Annotated in this window: 18 protein-coding genes; 15 read left to right on the top strand and 3 right to left on the bottom strand. The window is 35.8% G+C overall.

Translation table 11 applies throughout. The annotated features are described in order from the left end of the window. The first annotated feature begins 427 nt into the window (after window positions 1-427). The 8 genes from AC4BB7_RS15510 to AC4BB7_RS15475 all read left to right on the top strand — a co-directional run bounded on the left by AC4BB7_RS15510 (window position 428) and on the right by AC4BB7_RS15475 (window position 8,522). A complete protein-coding gene (locus AC4BB7_RS15510) occupies window positions 428-1,333 on the top strand; it encodes a phosphatase PAP2 family protein (RefSeq protein WP_490483608.1) in 906 nt (301 codons plus the stop codon). Window positions 1,334-1,639: 306 nt separating this feature from the next. Beyond that, window positions 1,640-2,566 carry a DUF4767 domain-containing protein gene (locus AC4BB7_RS15505; protein ID WP_490483607.1) on the top strand — a complete coding sequence of 309 codons (927 nt, stop codon included), beginning with the start codon at window positions 1,640-1,642 and terminating at the stop codon, window positions 2,564-2,566. A gap of 270 nt (window positions 2,567-2,836) precedes the next feature. Next, entirely contained in the window at window positions 2,837-4,150 is a 1,314-nt protein-coding gene (locus AC4BB7_RS15500; RefSeq protein ID WP_086314405.1) for an NCS2 family permease, read from the top strand. Between the two features lie 172 nt (window positions 4,151-4,322). Beyond that, window positions 4,323-4,691, top strand: a complete 369-nt coding sequence (locus AC4BB7_RS15495; RefSeq protein WP_490483606.1) for a MarR family winged helix-turn-helix transcriptional regulator — start codon at window positions 4,323-4,325, stop codon at window positions 4,689-4,691. Between the two features lie 86 nt (window positions 4,692-4,777). Continuing rightward, entirely contained in the window at window positions 4,778-5,881 is a 1,104-nt protein-coding gene (locus AC4BB7_RS15490; protein WP_490483605.1) for an NADH-dependent flavin oxidoreductase, read from the top strand. Window positions 5,882-6,270: 389 nt separating this feature from the next. Then, window positions 6,271-6,546 (top strand): hypothetical protein, encoded by a 276-nt coding sequence (locus AC4BB7_RS15485; protein ID WP_490483604.1) that lies wholly within the window; start codon window positions 6,271-6,273, stop codon window positions 6,544-6,546. A gap of 210 nt (window positions 6,547-6,756) precedes the next feature. Then, complete coding sequence (locus AC4BB7_RS15480; RefSeq protein WP_490483603.1) at window positions 6,757-7,212, top strand: GNAT family N-acetyltransferase; 456 nt, start codon at window positions 6,757-6,759, stop codon at window positions 7,210-7,212. 113 nt (window positions 7,213-7,325) lie between these two features. Then, window positions 7,326-8,522, top strand: coding sequence for an AbrB/MazE/SpoVT family DNA-binding domain-containing protein (locus tag AC4BB7_RS15475; RefSeq protein WP_086314400.1), 1,197 nt, complete (start codon window positions 7,326-7,328; stop codon window positions 8,520-8,522). Between the two features lie 71 nt (window positions 8,523-8,593). Here AC4BB7_RS15475 and AC4BB7_RS15470 read toward each other — a convergent pair whose 3' ends face one another. Together AC4BB7_RS15470 and AC4BB7_RS15465 are read right to left on the bottom strand one after the other, a co-directional pair. Beyond that, window positions 8,594-9,451 carry a sce7725 family protein gene (locus AC4BB7_RS15470; protein ID WP_490483602.1) on the bottom strand — a complete coding sequence of 286 codons (858 nt, stop codon included), beginning with the start codon at window positions 9,449-9,451 and terminating at the stop codon, window positions 8,594-8,596. Beyond that, entirely contained in the window at window positions 9,451-10,122 is a 672-nt protein-coding gene (locus tag AC4BB7_RS15465; protein WP_490483601.1) for a hypothetical protein, read from the bottom strand. The genes AC4BB7_RS15470 and AC4BB7_RS15465 overlap by 1 nt, the downstream gene beginning before the upstream one ends. 332 nt (window positions 10,123-10,454) lie before the next feature. Between AC4BB7_RS15465 and AC4BB7_RS15460 the strand changes: the two genes are divergently transcribed. From AC4BB7_RS15460 to AC4BB7_RS15450, 3 genes are all read left to right on the top strand, one after another. Further along, on the top strand, window positions 10,455-14,909 hold the full coding sequence (locus AC4BB7_RS15460) for a bacterial Ig-like domain-containing protein (protein ID WP_490483600.1): 4,455 nt from the start codon (window positions 10,455-10,457) through the stop codon (window positions 14,907-14,909). 105 nt (window positions 14,910-15,014) lie between these two features. Further along, a complete protein-coding gene (locus AC4BB7_RS15455) occupies window positions 15,015-15,617 on the top strand; it encodes a bacterial Ig-like domain-containing protein (RefSeq protein ID WP_086314396.1) in 603 nt (200 codons plus the stop codon). Further along, complete coding sequence (locus AC4BB7_RS15450; protein ID WP_490483599.1) at window positions 15,618-17,048, top strand: helix-turn-helix domain-containing protein; 1,431 nt, start codon at window positions 15,618-15,620, stop codon at window positions 17,046-17,048. A 254-nt stretch (window positions 17,049-17,302) separates the two neighbouring features. Here AC4BB7_RS15450 and AC4BB7_RS15445 read toward each other — a convergent pair whose 3' ends face one another. Then, the gene (locus tag AC4BB7_RS15445) at window positions 17,303-17,890 is read right to left on the bottom strand and encodes a helix-hairpin-helix domain-containing protein (RefSeq protein ID WP_490483598.1); all 588 of its coding nucleotides are present in this window, start codon (window positions 17,888-17,890) and stop codon (window positions 17,303-17,305) included. A 215-nt stretch (window positions 17,891-18,105) separates the two neighbouring features. Between AC4BB7_RS15445 and AC4BB7_RS15440 the strand changes: the two genes are divergently transcribed. The 4 genes from AC4BB7_RS15440 to AC4BB7_RS15425 are packed head-to-tail and all read left to right on the top strand — an operon-like array spanning window position 18,106 to window position 20,497. After that, entirely contained in the window at window positions 18,106-18,837 is a 732-nt protein-coding gene (locus AC4BB7_RS15440; RefSeq protein ID WP_086314393.1) for a GntR family transcriptional regulator, read from the top strand. Between the two features lie 18 nt (window positions 18,838-18,855). Next, entirely contained in the window at window positions 18,856-19,266 is a 411-nt protein-coding gene (locus tag AC4BB7_RS15435; protein ID WP_490483597.1) for a PTS sugar transporter subunit IIA, read from the top strand. A 12-nt stretch (window positions 19,267-19,278) separates the two neighbouring features. Next, window positions 19,279-20,031, top strand: a complete 753-nt coding sequence (locus AC4BB7_RS15430) for a BtpA/SgcQ family protein (protein ID WP_490483596.1) — start codon at window positions 19,279-19,281, stop codon at window positions 20,029-20,031. Further along, window positions 20,024-20,497 (top strand): PTS sugar transporter subunit IIB, encoded by a 474-nt coding sequence (locus AC4BB7_RS15425; protein WP_086314390.1) that lies wholly within the window; start codon window positions 20,024-20,026, stop codon window positions 20,495-20,497. The genes AC4BB7_RS15430 and AC4BB7_RS15425 overlap by 8 nt, the downstream gene beginning before the upstream one ends. The last annotated feature ends 6 nt before the right edge of the window (window positions 20,498-20,503 follow it).

Raw genomic sequence — 20,503 nt, 5'->3', positions numbered from 1 at the left:
CATGCTAATTATCTACAAACTAGTGAGTCAAAGAACTTCGGAAAAGAAATTTTTTCTGAGGTTCTTTTTTATGATTAAAAGATTACAGGAGAAGATTAATGTCTTTTTATTCTTATAAAAACGAACAAAATGTATGATATTTAAAACTGATAAATGATAAACTAATACTTGGAAGTGATTTCTGGATATTTAGCGTTAAGGGCTAATTCTTCATATAGAAAGAGAAATTATGATTGAGGTAAAAGGCCTCATCCTTACTTTTCTATCAAGACTGAACGAGCCTGATACGCTTTTAATGGTATCTAGCTTCAAGAGCTAGCCTTACGGGAAAAAAATAAATGAGATAAAGAGTAGCTCAGTCAATTTTCCCTATTTTCTGTCAAAGCAGACCAAGCTCTTTCAGCTTTCAAATTTAGGAGGATTAAAAATGTTGGAAAAAATGTCAGATAGTAGAAAAATTACAATTGTTGTCGCCATATTTGTGGTTTTACTTGGGATTGGTACGTTTGGGGATTTAGCAATCTCAAATGCAGTGATGAGTCAAAATTCATACATTGCAACATTCTTACAAAACTACGCTTGCTTTCCAGTAGGTGTCGTGATTATGATGAGTGGGGAAATTATCATACATTACGGGGTTCGATCGAGCCAGCCTGTGATTGCGAAATTATTGATTGCTGCCGCAGGGGTGGGACTTTCCCTGTATGGAATTTGGTATTATTTAAAATTTGCTATCCAGTATACACTGTCTTCAATTCAAAATGTAGAACACAATCGCCCAATCGGTCAAGCGAATAATGATGGTGGCGTTAATCCTACGCTACCAACGTTTATCAATATCATTATTTGTATCGTGGTTTTTGCCATAGCAACATTAATTGTTCAAAAATGGTTAAGTCGTAAAACGTCGGAAGAGCTTGAGCGTTTGATGCGAGTAGCTATTTTAGGCATTGCAGTGGCTTTTGTTTATCTAATGTGCGTAGAAGAAGTCAAAATTTTATGGGGACGTGTTCGTCCGTATGAACTAAATGCTGCTCAAGATAATTTTACACCATGGTACAAAATGAATGGTCCGACGGGTCATAAGTCATTTCCTTCAGGACATTCTTGTGAAAGTATGTTTGCTGTTTTTTTCCCGTTATATGCTAGCCCTAAAAATACTAAGTTACGTAAGCGATTATTGATTTTTGGCGTGACATGGGGAGCCATTACGGCAATCAGCAGAGTACTATTAGGTTGTCACTTCTTTAGTGATGCAACGATGGGGGCATTCATTATTCTATTTCTTGTCTTTGTTGGAACGAGATGCGCACAGTTAAAGCTTATAGACTAAAAAAATAAAATAAAACCTGAAAAAACGAGTAGATGATTACTTGCTTTTCAGGTTTTTTGAGTTGGTAAGCTATACGTAAAGGATAGAATTAATAGATGGTATCAAATGTCTAAAATAATGCGTATGATTCTGATTGTGTTAATTACACTTAGCTGGTACAAAAAAAGCAGAACAGTTTAACCTTGAAGAGTAACACAATAAAATACATTTCATTTGAAAAAGCGGCAACAAAGCTTGCCATAGAGAGAGCAGTAATAGATAATGAAAAGAGGAGAGATATGAAGAATAAAAAGGAGTGTTTATGTATTGAAAAAGGTATTGATTGGGGTAAGTTCATTTTTACTTGTTGGTTTGGTGACTGGGTGTTCAAATTATAATAGGACAACTTCAACGACTAGTGAAGTCACTGCTACAACGACAAGTGATAAAAAGCAAGCAGAGTATGATTCAGCTATGGCTAAAGGGAAAGAAGCTATAGTAGATAAAGATATGTCTAAAGCAATAGCGGCTTTCCAATTAGCATTAGAATACAACAAAGACAGTAAAGAAGCGCCGACTTTAATCGAACAATCTAAACTTTATAAAGAGATTGTTTCGCTGAAAGAGAAAAAAGATTACTCTAAAGCATTGAAAAAGTTAATAGAATTAACGGATGCTGAGGATGGCTCACAGGCACTAAAACAATATGGCAAAGAGTTGACTGAAGAGATCAACAAAGAAGTAATCAAAGAACGCGAAGAGAGCAAAAAAGAGTCTGAAAAAGAAGCTGTGCCAAAAAAAGAAGCAGCTGAAACAAAAACGACAGCAGAAGAGACTATTACTCCTAAGTGGAATCCGCAGAAAAAAGCAGAATTAGCTGCTTTTATGGCTAGTTGGGGAACGACAATGGGACAAAATTATCGAGAGTACTATCCTGGTAATGAAGTTAGTTTTTATGGGACATATTATCCAAGTGTTCTTAACAATAATACTTATGATGGGGTGCCGATCCAATGGTCTTACGACGGTATGACAGCAAATACCCATAATGTAGTAGGAATTTATTCTGATATTGATACGGCTGTACCTAGAAAAGAGATGGGGAACCATCTTTACTTATTTGTTTTATATAATGGTCAGCCTTCAGTACTGATTACTATGCAAAACCAAGGAAACAATGAAAATGTCTTGTATTTCGATCAAACGCAAAATGCAGATTTGATAAATGGATTTGCTCAAATCGTAGGTAACTGATAAAGACTGGATTAAACAAGCGTAAATCATATAGATTAAGATTAGAGGCAAGGTCATCAACGATGACTTCATTCTCTAATCTTAGTCTATTTTTGTATCAATTATCTGATTAGTGATAACATGAATTTAATGTTCGTATTTAGAGGATATTTAAACTTTTTTATTTACTTATCGTTTCGTTTATTATATGATTAAACACGTTGTTTAAGTAATTTATAGCACTTTTTCCGAACTTTTTCTTTATTGTTCGAACGTTTAGGAGGATATTGAATGAAAGAAAAAATTATTTCTTATTTTGAGATTGAAAAATTGAATACAACTGTGAAACGTGAGTTTCTAGCTGGATTTACGACCTTTATTTCGATGGCGTATATTCTATTTGTAAATCCAACTGTATTGGGCGCTTCTGGAATGGACGAAGGTGCCGTTTTTACTGCGACAGCTTTAGCAAGCGCTTTGGGATGTATTCTGATGGGGATTTTTGCGAAATATCCGATCGCAACAGCACCAGCACTAGGGATCAATGCCTTTTTTGCTTATTCTGTTTGTGTGGGAATGGGTGTGCCTTGGGAAACAGCATTAGCTGGTGTTTTTGTCGCATCTTTAATTTTTATTTTGATCACGATTTTTAAATTACGTGAATTGATCATTGATGCGATACCAGCAGATTTAAAATATGCTATTTCTGGTGGGATCGGTCTTTTCATCGCTTTTCTAGGTTTAAGTGAAGGCGGGCTCATTGTTTCCAATGAATCGACATTAGTTGCATTAGGGCCGTTGAACGTTGGTTCGACTTGGCTGACGATTTTTGGTCTAGTGATCACGGCCATTATGATGGTGCGTCGTGTGCCAGGTGGTATTTTTATCGGAATGACAGCAACAACTATTTTGGGATTAGTAACGGGTTTGATCGAAGTACCTACTAAAATCATCTCAGGTGCTCCTAGTCTTAAACCAACTTTCTTAGTCGCTTTAAAACATGTGGGCGATATCAATTCTCTACAACTATGGGTTGTGGTGTTAACGTTCCTATTAGTGACATTTTTTGATACGGCTGGAACGCTTGTTGGTTTAGCGAATCAAGCTGGCTTCATGAAAGACAATAAAATGCCTCGAGTTGGAAAAGCGCTAGCTGCGGATTCAACAGCGATGTTAGCAGGTTCTCTTCTAGGAACTTCTCCAGTGGGGGCATATGTAGAATCTTCAGCTGGTATTGCTGTTGGAGGACGTTCTGGATTAACAGCTGTGACAACAGGATTTTTCTTCATCGTTGGGCTATTTTTCTCTCCATTACTTTCAGTCGTAACGTCTCAAGTAACGGCGCCAGCACTAATTGTTGTGGGTGTTTTGATGGCTCAATCCCTTAGCCAAATCAAATGGAAAGAAATGGAAATCGCAATTCCTTCATTCTTGATTCTTTTAGGAATGCCTTTGACTTACAGTATTTCTGATGGAATTGCCCTTGGTTTTATTTTTTACCCAATCACAATGATCGCTGCAAAACGTGGGAAAGAAGTGTCACCGATCATGTACGCTTTATTCTTTGTTTTTGTAGGATTTATGTGGATTTTAAACGCTAATTAAGAGACGAGGCCGGGACGAACACCACAAGAGAGGTTGTCCCGCTCACTTAAAGTCATGTGACTGTAGTCCATGGCTTTTTTTATCTGAAAATTTCTTAAAATTTTGACTTTTACATTAAAAACAAGCAAACTATAACTAGTTAAAGAGAAAAAAATCTGTGAGGGATGATTAAATGGAAACACCTCTTATATCACAATGGTTGGATTATGCAAAGAAGCAATCCTTAATTGAAAAAAAATTAGAAGTAGTGTTAAAGAAGAATAGTCAGCTGACAACAAGTGAGTATTACGCCTTGTACCAACTTAAACAAAATGGTTGTCACATGAGGTTAAATGATTTAGGAAATTATCTATGCTTGAGTCAAAGCGCATTATCTCGTCTGATCAACAGGCTAGAAGAGAAGAGTCCATCGGTTATTGAAAGAAGGATTTGTACGGATGACAAACGTGGAGTGTATATAGATCTGACTGATGAAGGAGCAAAGCTATTGTCTGATGTGGAACATGATGTAAAGAGTATTTTAAAAGAATATTTTATTTAGAAGACTATAAAGTTGCTTTTTAGTCTTCTTTTCTTTATTATGAATATAGTTGCATGCGCATGCATTTGATAAGGAGGAGAAATTTGATGAAAAATTTAAGCACAGGTTTAACATTTAAAAGAGGACTACAGTTGAAAAATAGACTTGTTGTTGCTCCGATGACTACGAAAATGTCTTTTTTCGATGGTGTCATAACCAATGATGAAATCGATTATTACGCATTACGGACTGGTGAAGTGGGGGCATTCATCACTGCAGCTGCTAATGTTCATGAAGGGGGAAAAGGTTGGGATGGAGAGCTAGGTGTATATGATGATCGCTTTATACCAGGCCTTTCTAAACTAGCTGCAGCAATCAAGAAGAATCATACAAAAGCAATTTTACAAATTTTTCATGCTGGACGAATGACAGATTCCAAGGTCTTGCATGGCCTTCAACCTGTTGCACCAAGTGCAGTTGCGGCTGAACGACCAGATGCACAAATTCCGAGAGCATTAACGGAAGAAGAAATTTTTGAAATGTTAGAAAGTTTCAAAAAGGCGACTGAAAGAGCAATCAAAGCAGGTTTTGATGGTGTTGAAATCCATGGAGCAAATACTTATTTGATCCAACAATTCTTCTCTCCGCACTCTAACAGACGGACCGATGATTGGGGCGGTTCACTAGAAAAAAGAGTTAGATTCATCAATGAGTTGGTTGACGGTGTAACAGAAGTTGTCGATCAGTCAGGTGTGAAAGATTTTGTTGTTGGATATCGTTTTTCGCCTGAAGAATATGAAGAGCCTGGAATTCGTTTGAGTGATACCTTATTTTTAGTAGATCTATTATCTAAAAAGCCGTTGGATTATTTACATTTGTCTGTTAATAATTATAGAAATCACTCAGTTAGCGATGGGTTTAAAGAGAAACCAATTATTGAGTATATAAAAGAAACGATCAAGGATCGTCTACCATTGATTGGTGTGGGGGATGTTAGAAATGGAGTAGATGTAAAAGAAATTTTGGCTACTGCAGACTTAGTAGCTGTAGGTAGGGCAATGTTGATTGATCCACACTGGGCACAAAAAGTTTTAGACGGTCAAGATCATTTGATAAGGACGGAGCTTTCTCACTATGACCAAGAGGATTTAAGAATTAGTAACGGTGTTTGGGGATTTCTAGAAGGTATGATGCCGGAACGACTTAAATAAAAATGCAGCTAAAATTAAGAGGGAAATCTATCTTCTTCAACTGATACAGTTGGTTTTTTCGACTAAGCTATTGCTCTTTGAGTGATATCTTAGTCTTTTTTTGTTGAAAGTGGATAAATAATTGTACTCAAAAGTATGTTATTGTTTCTAACTAAAGGAGGGGCAATGCAGCATTACTGTTATCGAAGAGTGCTTAATAATGAATAATGGTGAGGCAAATTTTAGTAAGAATTAACACTATTGTGCAAAGAGAAACAAACGAGTTGATTTTGGTGTAAAGAAATTTTAGGTATTGAAAATAAGTTGTTAATTAACGGAAAATTTAGTACAATTCTTGTATGAAGAAAAATATTTTTTTGAACTAAATAATTATTAGGAGGTTGGCTGTAATGAGTAAAAAGTATCTGAACTATGTAGGCGAAATCATCACCGATGTTGAATATCACGGATTAGGAGATCCAGAGGCATTTTTAGAAGTTCATATGGACGTTGAACTACCATTTAGGCTATATTGCAGAATGGGAAGTAAAGATTGGGAAGAGGTTTCAGAAAAAGAGCGGTTAGAGTTAATAGATCAATTACAAGATAAGAAATCAAAATTTTCTAAAAGTGATTATCGTTTTTACACATTGGACTTTTATCTAGCGAGTTTAGGTGGTTTATAGTTTTTTTGAAAACGCTTAACTTTAAAGCGGATCAGAAAGAATTTATAGGATGATTTTCGCTGCGATTGTGATATTGTTAACAATGGAAAGTGCTATAGCAAAGACCGCTTGTCAAGGCTGACAGGCGGTTCTTTGTTATTACTTTGAGTTTTGAGTGGGAGTGCAGTAGAATTATACTATGAAGATGAATGAAAAAAGTAGAGGTGTTTAATGATGATCGAAGTAAAGCAAGTAGCTATAACGAATCAAGAGTTATCAGAGTTAATAAATGAATTAAATGAATTTTTTAATGAGGAATGGGGGGCAGACGTAGCGCAGAACTATCAAAGTCACCATAATTTGGCGGAGATGGCATGTGCAATTGTCGCTTACGAGGACGGAGAAGCAGTTGGTTGTGGCTGCTGGAAACTTTTTGACGATCAAACACCAGAAATAAAAAGAATGTATATTAAGAAAAAAAGTCGTGGAAATGGGGCTGCGGGGAAAATTATCCAAGCATTAGAAGCTGATATGTTGGAGAAAGGCTATCAGCAAGCCGTTCTGGAAACAGGGAAGGACATGTCAGGGGCAATTAAATTTTATGAAAGACATGGCTATCAAATCGTGCCAAATTATGGGGAGTTTATTGGAGATGAATTATGTATTTGCATGAAGAAGCAATTTTAAAAAAGACAAACGATCTTTAAACGAGTTTAAAAGGAAGATCATATTGATTGCTTTTAACTGCAAGAAATCTATAATATTTATGAGATGTTAAGTTATGTGTAGGGGGAATGGGTATGGAAGAAAAGCAGTTCAGTATCACGCTGCCGGAAAAAATAGTGGAAGAATTTGATTTAGAGAATGAAACAGAAGTCACATTAAGTATTAAAGATCAAAAAATAGTGATCGAACCAAAAAAGAAAGCTACTGGAAACCAGACACTTTCTCTAAGGTGGTTTTTAATACCAACAACGATCGTTAGTATTTTGTTTTTAGGTTACCTATTTTATGCGGACAAAACACAGATCGCGCTGGTAGGCGCTTATTCAATTGCGAATTTTGTTCTTTCCTTTGGAGTCTTAAGTGGCGTTTTCAGCTTCGTCCTTTTTTTTATTAAAGGAAAAAGAAATCAGGTTACGACTAAATCAAAAGATATTTACTGGCGTAATTTTCCAACGATATTATTATCATTTATTGTTATATTAGTTTTCTCATTATTAGTATTTTTCAAGGTCATCGGTTTAGTTTTTGTTGGAGCAACCTTTGACCGTTATACAGCAACATTGTTATTTTTTGTATTTGTAGGGTTGGTTAATTATTTTATGATCTATTCGGCGCTGTCGATCACGCCTGCTAAACTGACTAATTTGTTGATATTTGTGATCATTGGTGGTGTATTACTTGCAATGATTACAAATAAAGATTATCAATGGTGGCAATTTAATTTCAGTTTTTTAGGTACGATCGAGGCTAAGAGTAGTTGGCAGTTTAATGTGACCTTGATGTTTTCTTCGTTATTGATGGTTGCACTGATCGACGGGTTATTTGTCGAACTGCAAAAAGCAATTCCTCACAGCAAACGTTTGACCATTCTGCGTATTCTTTTGACATTAACAGCGCTTGATCTGGGGGCTGTTGGATTATTTCCGTATACAGAAACAGGTCCTTTTCAAGGGGTTCATAATCAAGTTGCTGGTTATTTAGTTTATTTGATTGTGATTTTGATTGTGGGAATTAAATGGCTATTACCAAATGTAACCAAAGAATTTTTGTCGATTTCTTATATAATTGCGGCGACTTTGGTTGTAGTAGTTGTATTATTTCAATGGACAAGTTATCTTTCGTTGACGGCATTTGAATTACTATCATTTATGTTGGCATTCAGCTGGATCGTCCTCTTACTTCAAAACCTCCAAAAAATGGCGCAAAATATCAATAATACATTTCAGGTCAAGATTAATCTTGAATCTGAAATACAAGTGAAGGATGATTAAGAACCTCTTTTTGAGAATGATAGAAAAAATAAGGTTAGAGTGAAGCCCTAAGGGTGCACTCTAACCTTTTTCTATCTATCAAGATAACGAGACATCAATTCCATATGGTGCATTACAGCCGCTTTTCGCATGACCCCCATTCCAGGGAATTTATCTTTGGAAATTGCTTCAAATAATAACTCAAGCCCTAAAGTTACATGGTCACCGCATAAGACGTTTTTCCATTCTTCAACTTCTTTCATAAGTTCAAAAAATTTATCTTTTTGAGTAGGCAACTCCTCGCTTGAAAGAAAATGATGGATACGTAAATGATCATTTTCAAAATAAACAAGATGCAAGCTCAATATTCTTGAAGGGTAGCTGTGTTCATAGTAAATACGGCTATCAATAGAGAAATCACTGAATCCTACAAAGCCGCTTTTTTGAAAGGTCAAATGGGTATCTGAGAAAAATTCATCGGAACATTCTTGGTAAAAACTGGATTTAGGTAGTCTAGTGAATGGATCTTGAGAAATGATTTTTTTACCTTTGACTTTTTTTAGTAAGCGGAATTCTTTTGGTATCAGGACCTTCGCCTGGTTTTCTTGCCAATCACTTTGTAAGGCAGGCGTTGCGTTGTTGATCACAAATAATTGAGATTCTTCGCTCAAGGTTTCGATAGGCTGCTCAATGATTACTGCTTTATCTAAGGGTAATGAGTTTAGATAAAGGAGCCCTTCTTCCGTTAAAAAATCACCAGCTTGAGGATTTTGAATAAGGTAAAAAGGGTGATCTTCCTTTTGAAATAAATTGATACATTTTTTTAATGTATTGGAGTTTTTGACAGGTTCAATGATGGGGATAATTTGTGAAGATAGGTAGTCATTTTCCAGCAATGAAGTTAAAGCTAGTAAATCAAATTGTTTACCGCGAAAATAGGGATAATACATTAGTTTTCCTCCAAAAGACGCTGTTCCAATTCAAGATAGGCCTCACGCGTTGCGTCTAATTCACTTTTTAAGGCTTCAACTGCTTGGTCACAAATTTCGTCAACAAAGCGATCATAAAAATTTACTCCACCACCAAACAAATCATAATCTGGTTGTCGTTTTTTTAGTTCTTTGTAAAGTTGATCGGTCGAAAAAACTCTTAAGCCGCGCGCTGTTTGTTTGGCTTTACCGACTTCACGTGCTTGGGCTGTAATCAATCGAAAAAGCAATTCTTGTTCATTGACCAAAAGCTCTTGTTTTTGCGGTTTTTTATCTATTGTAAAATAGCCTGGTAGCATTTGGTCATCAGTTGAAAGGTATTGATGATAAACCATCACACCGATATGATTAGGGATTTCTTCTTTTATTTTTTCAAAGAGAGCTTCAGGTAAAACAAAATAATTATAGTGACCAATAAAAGAAAGCTTAGCTTTTGAACGGAAATCAGCTTTACTGACTTTTAGTTCATAACAGCGCCACTCAAATTGATTCTCAGCGGTCAAGCGGCAACTCAATGTATCAACTATACCTTGTTCGTCCGGCATAGTCACTTCTTCTACCACGATATCTCCATGTTCTCGACAGTAGTAATAAAGAACTTCTTCCATTTGGGTCGTTAATGACGTTTTCATAGCTAACTCCTTTTTTCTTTTATTCTACTATAAAACGTATGTTCGTAAAAATAAAGTGTTTTTTGCATTTTAAATCAAGTAAATGATTTTTTTTGGAAATCACTCGTTGTAGATTGCGATTTTTATATATAAAAAATATATTTATTTAATAAAAACGAAATGTGGTTTTATTATTATTTTTCAATTTCAAATGAGGTGAAGAAGGACAGAAGGGGACTGAAACAGCTGATATGTTTTTATTTTTTATTAAAACGTAAAAAAATAATCATAATAAAGTTCGAAAAAGTATATGATAGAATTATATAAAAATATTAAGATAGAGGAGTTTGTTCATGAAAAAAAGAAAATTACATATATTTATGCTTGCAGTACTACTTGTACATAGTTTTGGATCGACCGTAAGTGCTTTCGCAATGACTGGCAATAGTGATGAATCTCCGAATGGACAGGAGACAAATGCACGAACAGAAGACAGCGTGGCAACGGATTTATCAAGTGGCGAAATCGAACAATCAGCAGAAAATCAAAATGAAACGACAGTTGAAACGAGTGAAGCAATTGAAAAGGATGCCTCAACACTAAAGCAAGAGGAAGCATCGGAGCAGCTAAAAATAGAAAGCGCCTCCGTCTCCGAAATGAAAAAAGCAGATGCAAATACACCGATTGAAGATGAAATCCTTGCAAACATGACACTCACCACTATGGAAGGAGCTGAGTATAGCCAAGTCTCTACAAATAGAGTGCTGAATACCACTCCGGTCACTGCGAAGTTGCATTTTGTAGTCGAGGACAAAGACTACGCACCAGGATCAGTGTATACAATGACATTACCTGATCACTTAGGGTATTCAGATATCAGCGGAGAGGTAGCAAATGTTGGAGCTAAGTGGTCAGTCGATGCACTAAGTAAGACCTTAACGATCACATTTACGCAACGTGTTACAGAAACGCAGTTTAATCTGGATTTAAAGAGTTATGTATACACAGATGCCGAACCATTAGTAACGATCAAAACATCAGGTCAAACAGTAAATGAGTATCGCTTTGATTTATATGAAGAGGTTGCACCGATCAAGTATGAAGAAACCACTAATACTTATGGAATCACAGGCAATATCTATTACAACTTGGATAGAGCATTATCTGGTAGTCAGACAATAGAATTATTAATGCTAGGTACATCAGAAACAACTTTTGGTACTACGTCTAAAAAGCAGATAGATGTTTTTTCGTACGATGTGGATATCATGGGCAATGTGATTGCAAGTTCAAAACAGCTTTTAGAAAAAGACAAAGATTATACAATTAGCGAAGACAATACTAATCGAGTAGCAATCACGATCACAAATATGGAGCAACAAAAAGCGTATGGTTTATCAGTTGATCGTACACTAGCATTGGAAAGTGTTTCAAATTATTCCTATAGTTTTTACAATCAATATCCTACAACTAAACTCGGGTCTGTCAGATTGAATAGTACAACTGCCCCATATGGTGGTCTTGAGTTTACTGCTAAAACAAGTAAAGATAAAAAGGCATTAAAAGAAGCAAGCCTAGGTTGGTTTCAAAGTGCGAATTTCCGAGAAAAAGGAAACTATTATGTCGATGTTTACAATATACCAACACAAACTAAAGCAGGAGAAAAAATAGTTTTAGAAAGTAAAAATGGTCAAGCCATTTCCGAGTATAACATTTCAGCCTCTGATGCTGAATACAAAGTAGCACAAGTAACTGATTTTTTTGACGTAAGTAAAGAAAATAATAAACTGATTTTAACAGCGACAAAAGATAGCGTATTAAGATTATATGTAGACAAGTTGCTCATCCCATTTGATCAGAAAGACATCGATATAACCGTGAGTACACCTGTTATCAGTGGTGGTAAAGAGATGATGCTTGTATCTGACCAATATCTTCAACCCATTTCGATCATTAATTCTACTAATGTGGAAACCGCCTGGGGCAATTATGATGGGAACGGTGCTTACTTTGGCGATACGATGATAGCGATAGAAGGAAGTACTAAAAATCCAGTAAAGAATGCAACGATCAAAATTGAACATCCAAGTTACTTGCAGCTGAGAGCACCTAAAGGAGAGTACGATTATTACAAGCTAAATAAGGACTATACGATAACAGCGGTCGAAGGTGGTTCACTTATAAAATTCACAACGCCGGTCGTTCATTCATTTAATTTAGATTTAGGATTTAACTATGTGCCGGATAGTTTAGAAAAAAGTAAAAGTATCCCGATCGACACGCTTGCAGTTACCTTAAGTGCAGATGATTATGAAACAGTTGACACCACTGTTAGAACAGGAAGAAAGATGTATTCAGAACGAACGCTGCAAGCTAGTAAAAATCAATTTTTAGTAAATGCAAGAAACGATTCGTTTGATGATTTGAGTATGACTACTAAAATTCCTGCGGGGGTAGACGTGGTTTTTGATATTTATGATGTGTCAAATGATCAAGTGGCATCAATTTATCCGCAATACTGGGATCGAGGTCAATATTTTGAGAAACCGCTAGCACCGACTAGTGCTGCTTATCCTAAAATTACATTCGATGAAGCAACGAACAGCTATAAATTCGATTTTGGTAAAACGTCTAAGCGTTACCTTATTGAATACAAATATGCCAATGGCTGGATCGATACGAAAACGATCAATGTAACAGGAAGTGCTGCGGAACCGTTATATGGTGATCAGATAATGTCAGCATCAGTTTCTGTAAATAATGAAGGTGCGGAAATCTTATCAGCTACTCAAACAAGTCATGAGTCGTTGAAAAACGTAACTAAAAATGAAGTGAAAACTAAAAACATCAATAATGGGACACGAAAGGTCAAAAATCCTACTTTCGATATTAAGACGAAAGGGACGACAAATGCCGGAATTGATTTAAATTCGATTACGATAGAAAATGTTCCAAAAGATGCCTATACTGTTAAACAATCGACAACAGGGGCTCAAATCATTTTCGAAGATTATACGTTAACGGAAAATATTACGATAACCTACAATACAGTTTCAAAAAATGCTGGACAGATTTCTACTGAAACTATCATTAGCGCGGATAACTTAGATCAAATGACAGAAACCCGTAGAACAGTGAGCACAACACCTCTTGTATTGAGATTCTCTGATGGAGATGCAGAAGGAGTCGTATATTTGGCGCAAGCGCAATTTCACACGTATAATGAAAAAGATCAAACACTAAATGTTCCAAATGTCTCGTTTGAATTAGTCGATAATGTGACACATAATCGAACGGAGTTTGTGACAGATCAAGACGGAAAATATAAATTTGATGCAATCATGTCAGGAGAATACACATTAAGAGTGACCGATATACCAACAGATTACACGATTGCTGAAGACTACATCAATGGTAAAACAACTGTATTGAAGAAAGAAACCAATTCAATCGAAATTCCACTTAAAGAAAAATTAGATCAAACGAGTGTCAGTGCAAAAGATTCCACGATTTATGTCGGGGCAACATGGCAACCAGAAGACAACTTCACAGGAGCAACTGATAAAGATGGAAATCCAGTTATGTTTGATCAAATCTCCGTAAGCGGAACAGTGGATACCGCAAAAGTCGGTGATTATGAGGTTACATACCATAATCAAGAAAAAGAAGCGAAAGCAACTGTTTCTGTTGTTACCAATCAGGAGACTTTAGTAGTGAGAGACTCAACGATTTACGTAGGTGATACTTGGCAAGCTAAAGATAATTTTGTGTCAGCGACAGATGAAAATGGAAAAAACAGCCCATTTGAAGAGATAACATTTTCTGGGGCTGCAGACCTAACAAAAGCAGGTACTTATGATGTAACGTATCGCTTTGGTGGACAAACAGAAGTTGCTAAGATAACAGTTTTACCGAATCAAACGGCAGTTCGTGGAAAAGATTCAACGATCTATGTCGGTACAACGTGGCAAGCAGCAGATAATTTTGTCGAAGCAACAGACAAAACTGGAAAACCTATCTCTTTGGATCAAATTACTGTAACAGGAACAGTAGATACAAGTAAAGTTGGTGATTATGAAGTCATATATGAAAACCATGATCAAAAAGATCAGGTGACCATTCATGTTGTTGATACGCAAGAAACCCTTGCTGTTAGAGACTCTAGCATTTATGTGGGCGATACGTGGCAAGCAGCAGATAACGTTGTATCAGCGACAGATAAAACTGGCAAAACGATTCCAATTCAAGATATCAACGTAACAGGCACTGTAGATACAACAAAAGCAGGAGTTTATGAAGTAGTTTATGAAACAGGCACCTTAAAAGAGAAAGCCAAGATCACAGTAAAGGCTGATCAATCCACTTTAATTGTAAAAGATTCTACAATTTACGTTGGAGATGATTGGAAGAGTGCAGACAACTTTGTGTCAGCAACTGATCGTGATGGCAAATCGATTACTTTTGAAGAAGTAGAAGTGACTGGAAACGTTGAAACAAAAGAAAAAGGAGAGCACCAAGTATCTTACTCAGTCCAAACAACTCAAAAAGCTGAACCAAGTAAAAAGAAAAAAACGACAAATACTGGAAAAAGATTGACGGCTACCGCAACAATCACAGTCCTTGAAAAAAATACACCTAAGCCAAATGAAACAAATAAGAATCAAATGCATGTTTCTAAACCAGACAAACAAGGAACGTATCCGAAAACAGGTGAGCAAGTCAACCACGCGTCCCCTTGGATTGGAGTGTTAGCCATATCGATCACGATCATTAGTGTGATCCGATTAAGAAAACGAAGAACAGATTAGCTGAACTAAATGAATGAGCAGGGCTGGGACAAAATCAGAGTATAAACTGATTTTGGCTCATCCCTCTATTCGATTTTATCAGCAACCTAGGAGGCATATGAAGCGATGACAAATAAACCTTTGCTATTAGGAACGGCCTTGCTGTTTTCATCGGCACTTTTTTTTCATTTTGAGACATTTTACGGGGAAGAGGTAACAACTCCTGGAAAATATAAAATGACCTACGAAGTAGATGGAAAAGTAGAAACAGCGACAGTTGAGGTAAAAGAAAATCAGACGGAACTTTTACTAAAAGATATCATCATAGGGCAAAATGAAAAATGGTCTCCTTCAGATAATGTCGTTTCATTAAAAGGTAAAGATGGTGAACCACTACAATTAGAACAAGTGACAGTCAAAAATAATGTGAATACTCAAGAACCTGGAATTTATTTTGTCAAATTTTCATATGAAAATTATGAATCTACTGCTAAAGTATCGGTTAATCAATTTACCAGTTCTGACTACAAAAAAAGAGTAATGAATCGCTATTCCCCAAATGACTCTCAAACAAGAATCATGCTGAACGATGAACTACTAAAAGAAAAACCTAAACAAATGCTAAACACAAACACTTCTGGAGCAGGGTCTCAGATGGGATCCACAAGCTTTGGAGATATGTTGGGTTCTCTGTCAGGAACACTGCTGTATGGGACAAGGAGAGTATAAATGGATTTTTTGTTATTAGATGATCGAACAAATATAAAACTAGCAATTATTAGAAAACTAGAACAACACTATTCATTTTCGGAACGTAAAGATACGTTGTGTGAGCAGTTAACTATCTCTCAATATCTTTTAGAGCGAAGTATTTTGGAGATAAATGAAGATCTAAAAAGATTTGATTTAAACGATGAAATGGAATTGATCGAACAAAGTAATGAAATCATTCTGTTTCAAGAGGCTCAAATATCATCAAGTGTTGTGGAGGAAAATTATTTAAAAGATTCTCTAGAGTTTACATTACTACAAACAATCTTTTTCAATCGATTTAAGTCGATCAAAAAATACGGAGAAGAACATAACATGAGCCGGACGGTCGTTTATAAAATTATAGACAGAATTCGGCAAGAGCTTGCTCAATATAGTATAAAACTATCTAAAACATTTCAATTAGTCGGAGATGAAATGAAAATTCGTCAGTATTTTACGATGCTTTATTATCGAATTTATAAGGATTCAGATGAGTTATATAATCAATCGGATATTCTATCAGTGAATGAAATTTTTTCTGAGATTAAACCTTATTGTGAAGAAATAAACACCTTTTATCTGTTTAAACATTATTTATTTGTGATGCTAGAACGAGTAAAGAAAAAACGTAAATATTTTTTGTCTAGTACTGTTTATTCCGCAAGCTTTGATACAGAAAATAGAGTATATCAAGCAATTAATCACTGGATTCGTCAGATAATAACAGGAACAAATCGAGAAATTGAAGTCGAAATAATGGGGATCATTAGTCAATTTTCTGTTTACCAAAGTGAATTGTGTAATTTTGAAAATGAGCTAGTCGACACATATACTCTACAGTTGAAACAACAAATTCTTATGTATCCACAACTGACAATGAAAAGTCAGGAGCTGGAAAACAAGGTGAGTAGAACGATTTATCAACATCAATATATTACACCCTTGATAGATCTTACGTTACGAGTGATGGATTTAGATTTTTTTCAGGAACGCTATCCAATTATTTTTGAAGTCTGTCATATCTTTATCTATCAATTGAAAAAAGATGAATTTAAATTTAGTAAAAAATCACTGTTCTTCAATTTACTACTAGTACTTTCGGAACAATATGATGAAGAAAGTGAGAAAAGCACGATTAATATCCATGTGAATTTTACTCAAGGTGAAAAGTATAATCGATTTATCAAAAAACAAATTCAAATTTTTGATTCTTTTAGTATCAATTTTCAATCAGTCATCCGTCCAGATACAGATTTGATCGTCTCTGACTATCTCCCAAAAACCACTTTTTCAGCACGAACGCTGATTTGGCTGGCACCACCTAGAGCAAGTGACTGGCGCAATTTTGGTAATGAAATCGTCCAAATCAATAAAAATTTACAATTGAATAGGAACAGAGCTCAATAATGACCAATAGATATAGAATGAAAAAGTAAGTTAAAGACTATTTTCTAAATTCATTGGTTGTTAATCGAGATACAAAAGAATAAAGCAGAGGCCGAGATAAAAGTGTTTAGCTCCGAGAAATAAGAAGGAGCTGCTTTTTTCTCGCTGTTTATTTGAAGTTAAAGCCCGAAACAAAACTGATTTTTAGTTTTGTCCTGGGCTCATTTTTTTATTATATGGAAATAGAAGGCTAAAAAAACTGGTGTGCAAAAATCTTACTGGATCACAAAAGAAGTGATTTCAGAAATGGGGGCATCTTTTTGATTACTTTTAAATCGTATGATATCTGAAAAATAGACTTTATTCCCTGTTTTGGTTGTAAGAATCCCATGAGCTGAACCTTCTTTTCCGTGGGTTAATATAGACTGGATTTCTAAGGTACTAAGTTCTTTTTTTTCTTTGAGTACAGCTTTAATAAATGCTGCTTTATCTTCTAAGGGCAGTTCACCAGGTACAATCCAGCGAAATGAATCAGAAAGCAACGACTCTAGTAATGACTGATTTCCAGATGCTGCTGCAAGCAAATAATCTCGAATCATTCTTCTTTTTGGTGCATTGTCACAATTTAATGAGCAGATAACTGCAAACTCTGTTTGTGGAAGGTGATCATTAACTGACTGTTCTTGAAAGGTTAAATGGTGACCAGTTAAGGCTTTTTCCAAGATGCTGATTGCTTTGGGTCCCACACCGTGCATCTTTAATAGCGTAGTTTTGTTCAGTGTACTGACTTGTTCAAGCGTTGTAATCCCAACTGATTTAAGTGCATTTGTGGCAGGTTTTCCGATATTTGGTAATGTAGTCATAATAACCTCCTTGATGGGTCTGTTTAGTTATCCTTATTATATATCTATAAGCGGAAGTTTGGAAATAATCATAAACAGTCTGTCAAGCTGAACCTTCTGGAGAATTATTTCGTACTTTGTTTTATCCTAAAAAAAGAACGCCAAAAAACTATTGACAACTTTTGGAAAACGCTTTATTATAAGACGTATTAAGACGTATTAAAAGGAGCGGGGAAATGGAAAAATTAGAATCTAAAGCATTAGCACCGTTATATAAACAGTTATATGAATCATTACTGTCCAAGGTGAAAACTGGTGAATACAAAGTCGGTGACAAGATTCCTTCTGAAGAACAATTAATGGGAATCTATGGTGTAAGCCGTGTCACTGTTCGAAATGCGATCAAGCAGTTAGTCGATGAGAATGTTTTAGTGAAAAGACATGGAAAAGGAACGTTTGTCTCGATGCCTGCTTATGTGGAAAGTATGACAGCTGGCGGTAGCTTTACAGAATCTGGTCTCCAAATGCAGAAAAAACCTGGTACAAAAGTGATTTCTATCGAAAAAAAACCAGCAAGCGGACATGTTGCGCAAGCTTTAGGAATCGAAAAAGGGGAGACGATCATTGCTATAGAACGGATTCGCTCATTGGATGGATTACCTGCAATTTTTGAAATCGATTATTTTAGACACGATTTTGATTTCATGCTGGATTTGAATTTGACTGATGAATCATTATTGGATGTTTTACGAAATCATGGCGGTTTGATTGCAGCTTATTTTGACAATATTATTGAAATTGCGTTGGCAGATGAAAAAATAGCTGCTGGTCTGACCATTGACGAAGAAGAACCATTAGTTAAGATTCATCAAACGGTCATTGACAATGAAAATCAGATTCTTTATTTCAATGAACAATATATTAGGAGTGAGGTATATAAAGTAGCGATCCGCTCTTATAACAAATAAATAACTGAGGTGAACCACATGAGAAAAATTTATATTGCGACTCACGGCGATTTTTCTAAAGGATTGAAACATTCTTTAGAAATGATTGCTGGAGACAGTGCTAAAGAGATCGAGACCTTTAGCTTATATCCAGGTGCAAGTGCAGCAGATTTTGCCCAGAAATTAAGGAAAGAGCTTTCTTTAAATGACGAAGATGAATATATTATTTTAGGTGATTTATTTGGTGCAAGTGTTGTCAATGCATTGTTAGAGACGACTTCTTTTGAGCATGTCAGATTATTGGCAGGGGTGAATTTGAACTTAGCACTAGAGCTTCTTTTAGCTGGACCAAGTAAATTAACGGATGAAGAGCTTGAAGAAATCATTGTGAACGCCCAACAAGGGATTCGCCGTGTCACGATTGAAAAACTAGAAAATGAAGAGTTTTAAGGAGGAAGCATGATGAGTCAAAAAGATGAATTTTTAGCATTGTTTAACAAAAAAAAACCAATTATTGGGGTTATTCATTTGAAAGGGGTTACAGATGAAGAGGTTCTAGGGCGAGCAAAAAAAGAAATCAATATCTATGTAGAAAATAATGTTGACGGTATTTTGATGGAAAATTACTACGGAAATTATGAGCAATTAGAAGTGGCTATCCAATACATCAAATCGTTAGGTTTGACGATCCCAATTGGCGTCAATGTTTTAAATGTCGATTCACTTGGATTTTATCTTGCGAATAAATATGACCTAGACTTTATGCAAATCGATTCAGTCGTAGGTCATGTGAAACCTCGAGATGAAGTTTCCCTTAAGGCATTCTTTGATTTATATCGAGGTACGTGCAAAGCCAAATTGATTGGTGGTGTTCGTTTCAAGTATCAACCTATGTTATCTGAAAATACAGTAGAGGAAGATTTACAACTCGCTACAGAACGTTGTGACGCGATTGCGGTGACAGAAAATGCTACAGGAGAAGAAACGTCTATGGCAAAAATCGAACTATTCCGTAAAGAGTTACCTGATTTCCCTCTAATTGTCGCAGCTGGAGTAACAACTGAAAATGCAAAAGAGCAACTAGAAATTTGTGATGCGGCCATTGTAGGCAGCTATTTTAAAGATACTAGAAAAGATACGGGTGATGTCAGTGCAGAACATGTGGCAGATTTTATGCGTGTGATAAAAGAATTGAGGAGTGAGTTAAATGATTAAAATGTTACGTGTAGACCATCGATTGATTCATGGGCAAGTTGGATTTACTTGGACAAAATTTTTAGATGCAGACTGTATCTTGATTGCCAGTGATGATTTAGTGAGCGATGATTTGAAAATGAGTGCTATGAAAATGGCAAAACCTTCAGGCGTCAAATTAGTAATGAAAACGATCGAGGACTCAGCGAAAGCGTTAAATTCTGGTGTGACGGATAAATATAAATTATTTATTTTATGTGAGTCAGTGGAAGACATGTATCAGTTGGTGAAAAAAGTACCAACGATTCAAGAAATCAACTTAGGTGGAATGAAAAACGGAGCAGATCGTAAACAAGTCTCGAAAGCTGTTCATTTATCTGAACAAGATAACGAAAGAATCAAGGAATTGATTGCAGATGGTAAGAAATTAACGGTTCAACTAGTACCAGATGATCCTGCTGTGGCTATCGAAAAGTTGTTATCGTAAAAGGGC

Source organism: Enterococcus sp. AAFC-DPL-5182 (assembly GCF_058216605.1).
This window is presented reverse-complemented; position numbering and strand designations above follow the sequence as displayed.

Excerpts from the sequence above, each read along its gene's own strand:
- AC4BB7_RS15435 (WP_490483597.1), top strand. The coding sequence starts at position 18,856 with ATGAGAAAAATTTATATTGCGACTCACGGCGATTTTTCTAAAGGATTG.
- AC4BB7_RS15450 (WP_490483599.1), top strand. The coding sequence starts at position 15,618 with ATGGATTTTTTGTTATTAGATGATCGAACAAATATAAAACTAGCAATT.
- AC4BB7_RS15500 (WP_086314405.1), top strand. The coding sequence starts at position 2,837 with ATGAAAGAAAAAATTATTTCTTATTTTGAGATTGAAAAATTGAATACA.
- AC4BB7_RS15430 (WP_490483596.1), top strand. The coding sequence starts at position 19,279 with ATGAGTCAAAAAGATGAATTTTTAGCATTGTTTAACAAAAAAAAACCA.
- AC4BB7_RS15440 (WP_086314393.1), top strand. The coding sequence starts at position 18,106 with ATGGAAAAATTAGAATCTAAAGCATTAGCACCGTTATATAAACAGTTA.
- AC4BB7_RS15510 (WP_490483608.1), top strand. The coding sequence starts at position 428 with ATGTTGGAAAAAATGTCAGATAGTAGAAAAATTACAATTGTTGTCGCC.
- AC4BB7_RS15455 (WP_086314396.1), top strand. The coding sequence starts at position 15,015 with ATGACAAATAAACCTTTGCTATTAGGAACGGCCTTGCTGTTTTCATCG.
- AC4BB7_RS15465 (WP_490483601.1), bottom strand. The coding sequence starts at position 10,122 with ATGAAAACGTCATTAACGACCCAAATGGAAGAAGTTCTTTATTACTAC.
- AC4BB7_RS15485 (WP_490483604.1), top strand. The coding sequence starts at position 6,271 with ATGAGTAAAAAGTATCTGAACTATGTAGGCGAAATCATCACCGATGTT.
- AC4BB7_RS15480 (WP_490483603.1), top strand. The coding sequence starts at position 6,757 with ATGATGATCGAAGTAAAGCAAGTAGCTATAACGAATCAAGAGTTATCA.
- AC4BB7_RS15490 (WP_490483605.1), top strand. The coding sequence starts at position 4,778 with ATGAAAAATTTAAGCACAGGTTTAACATTTAAAAGAGGACTACAGTTG.
- AC4BB7_RS15470 (WP_490483602.1), bottom strand. The coding sequence starts at position 9,451 with ATGTATTATCCCTATTTTCGCGGTAAACAATTTGATTTACTAGCTTTA.
- AC4BB7_RS15460 (WP_490483600.1), top strand. The coding sequence starts at position 10,455 with ATGAAAAAAAGAAAATTACATATATTTATGCTTGCAGTACTACTTGTA.
- AC4BB7_RS15425 (WP_086314390.1), top strand. The coding sequence starts at position 20,024 with ATGATTAAAATGTTACGTGTAGACCATCGATTGATTCATGGGCAAGTT.
- AC4BB7_RS15475 (WP_086314400.1), top strand. The coding sequence starts at position 7,326 with ATGGAAGAAAAGCAGTTCAGTATCACGCTGCCGGAAAAAATAGTGGAA.
- AC4BB7_RS15495 (WP_490483606.1), top strand. The coding sequence starts at position 4,323 with ATGGAAACACCTCTTATATCACAATGGTTGGATTATGCAAAGAAGCAA.
- AC4BB7_RS15445 (WP_490483598.1), bottom strand. The coding sequence starts at position 17,890 with ATGACTACATTACCAAATATCGGAAAACCTGCCACAAATGCACTTAAA.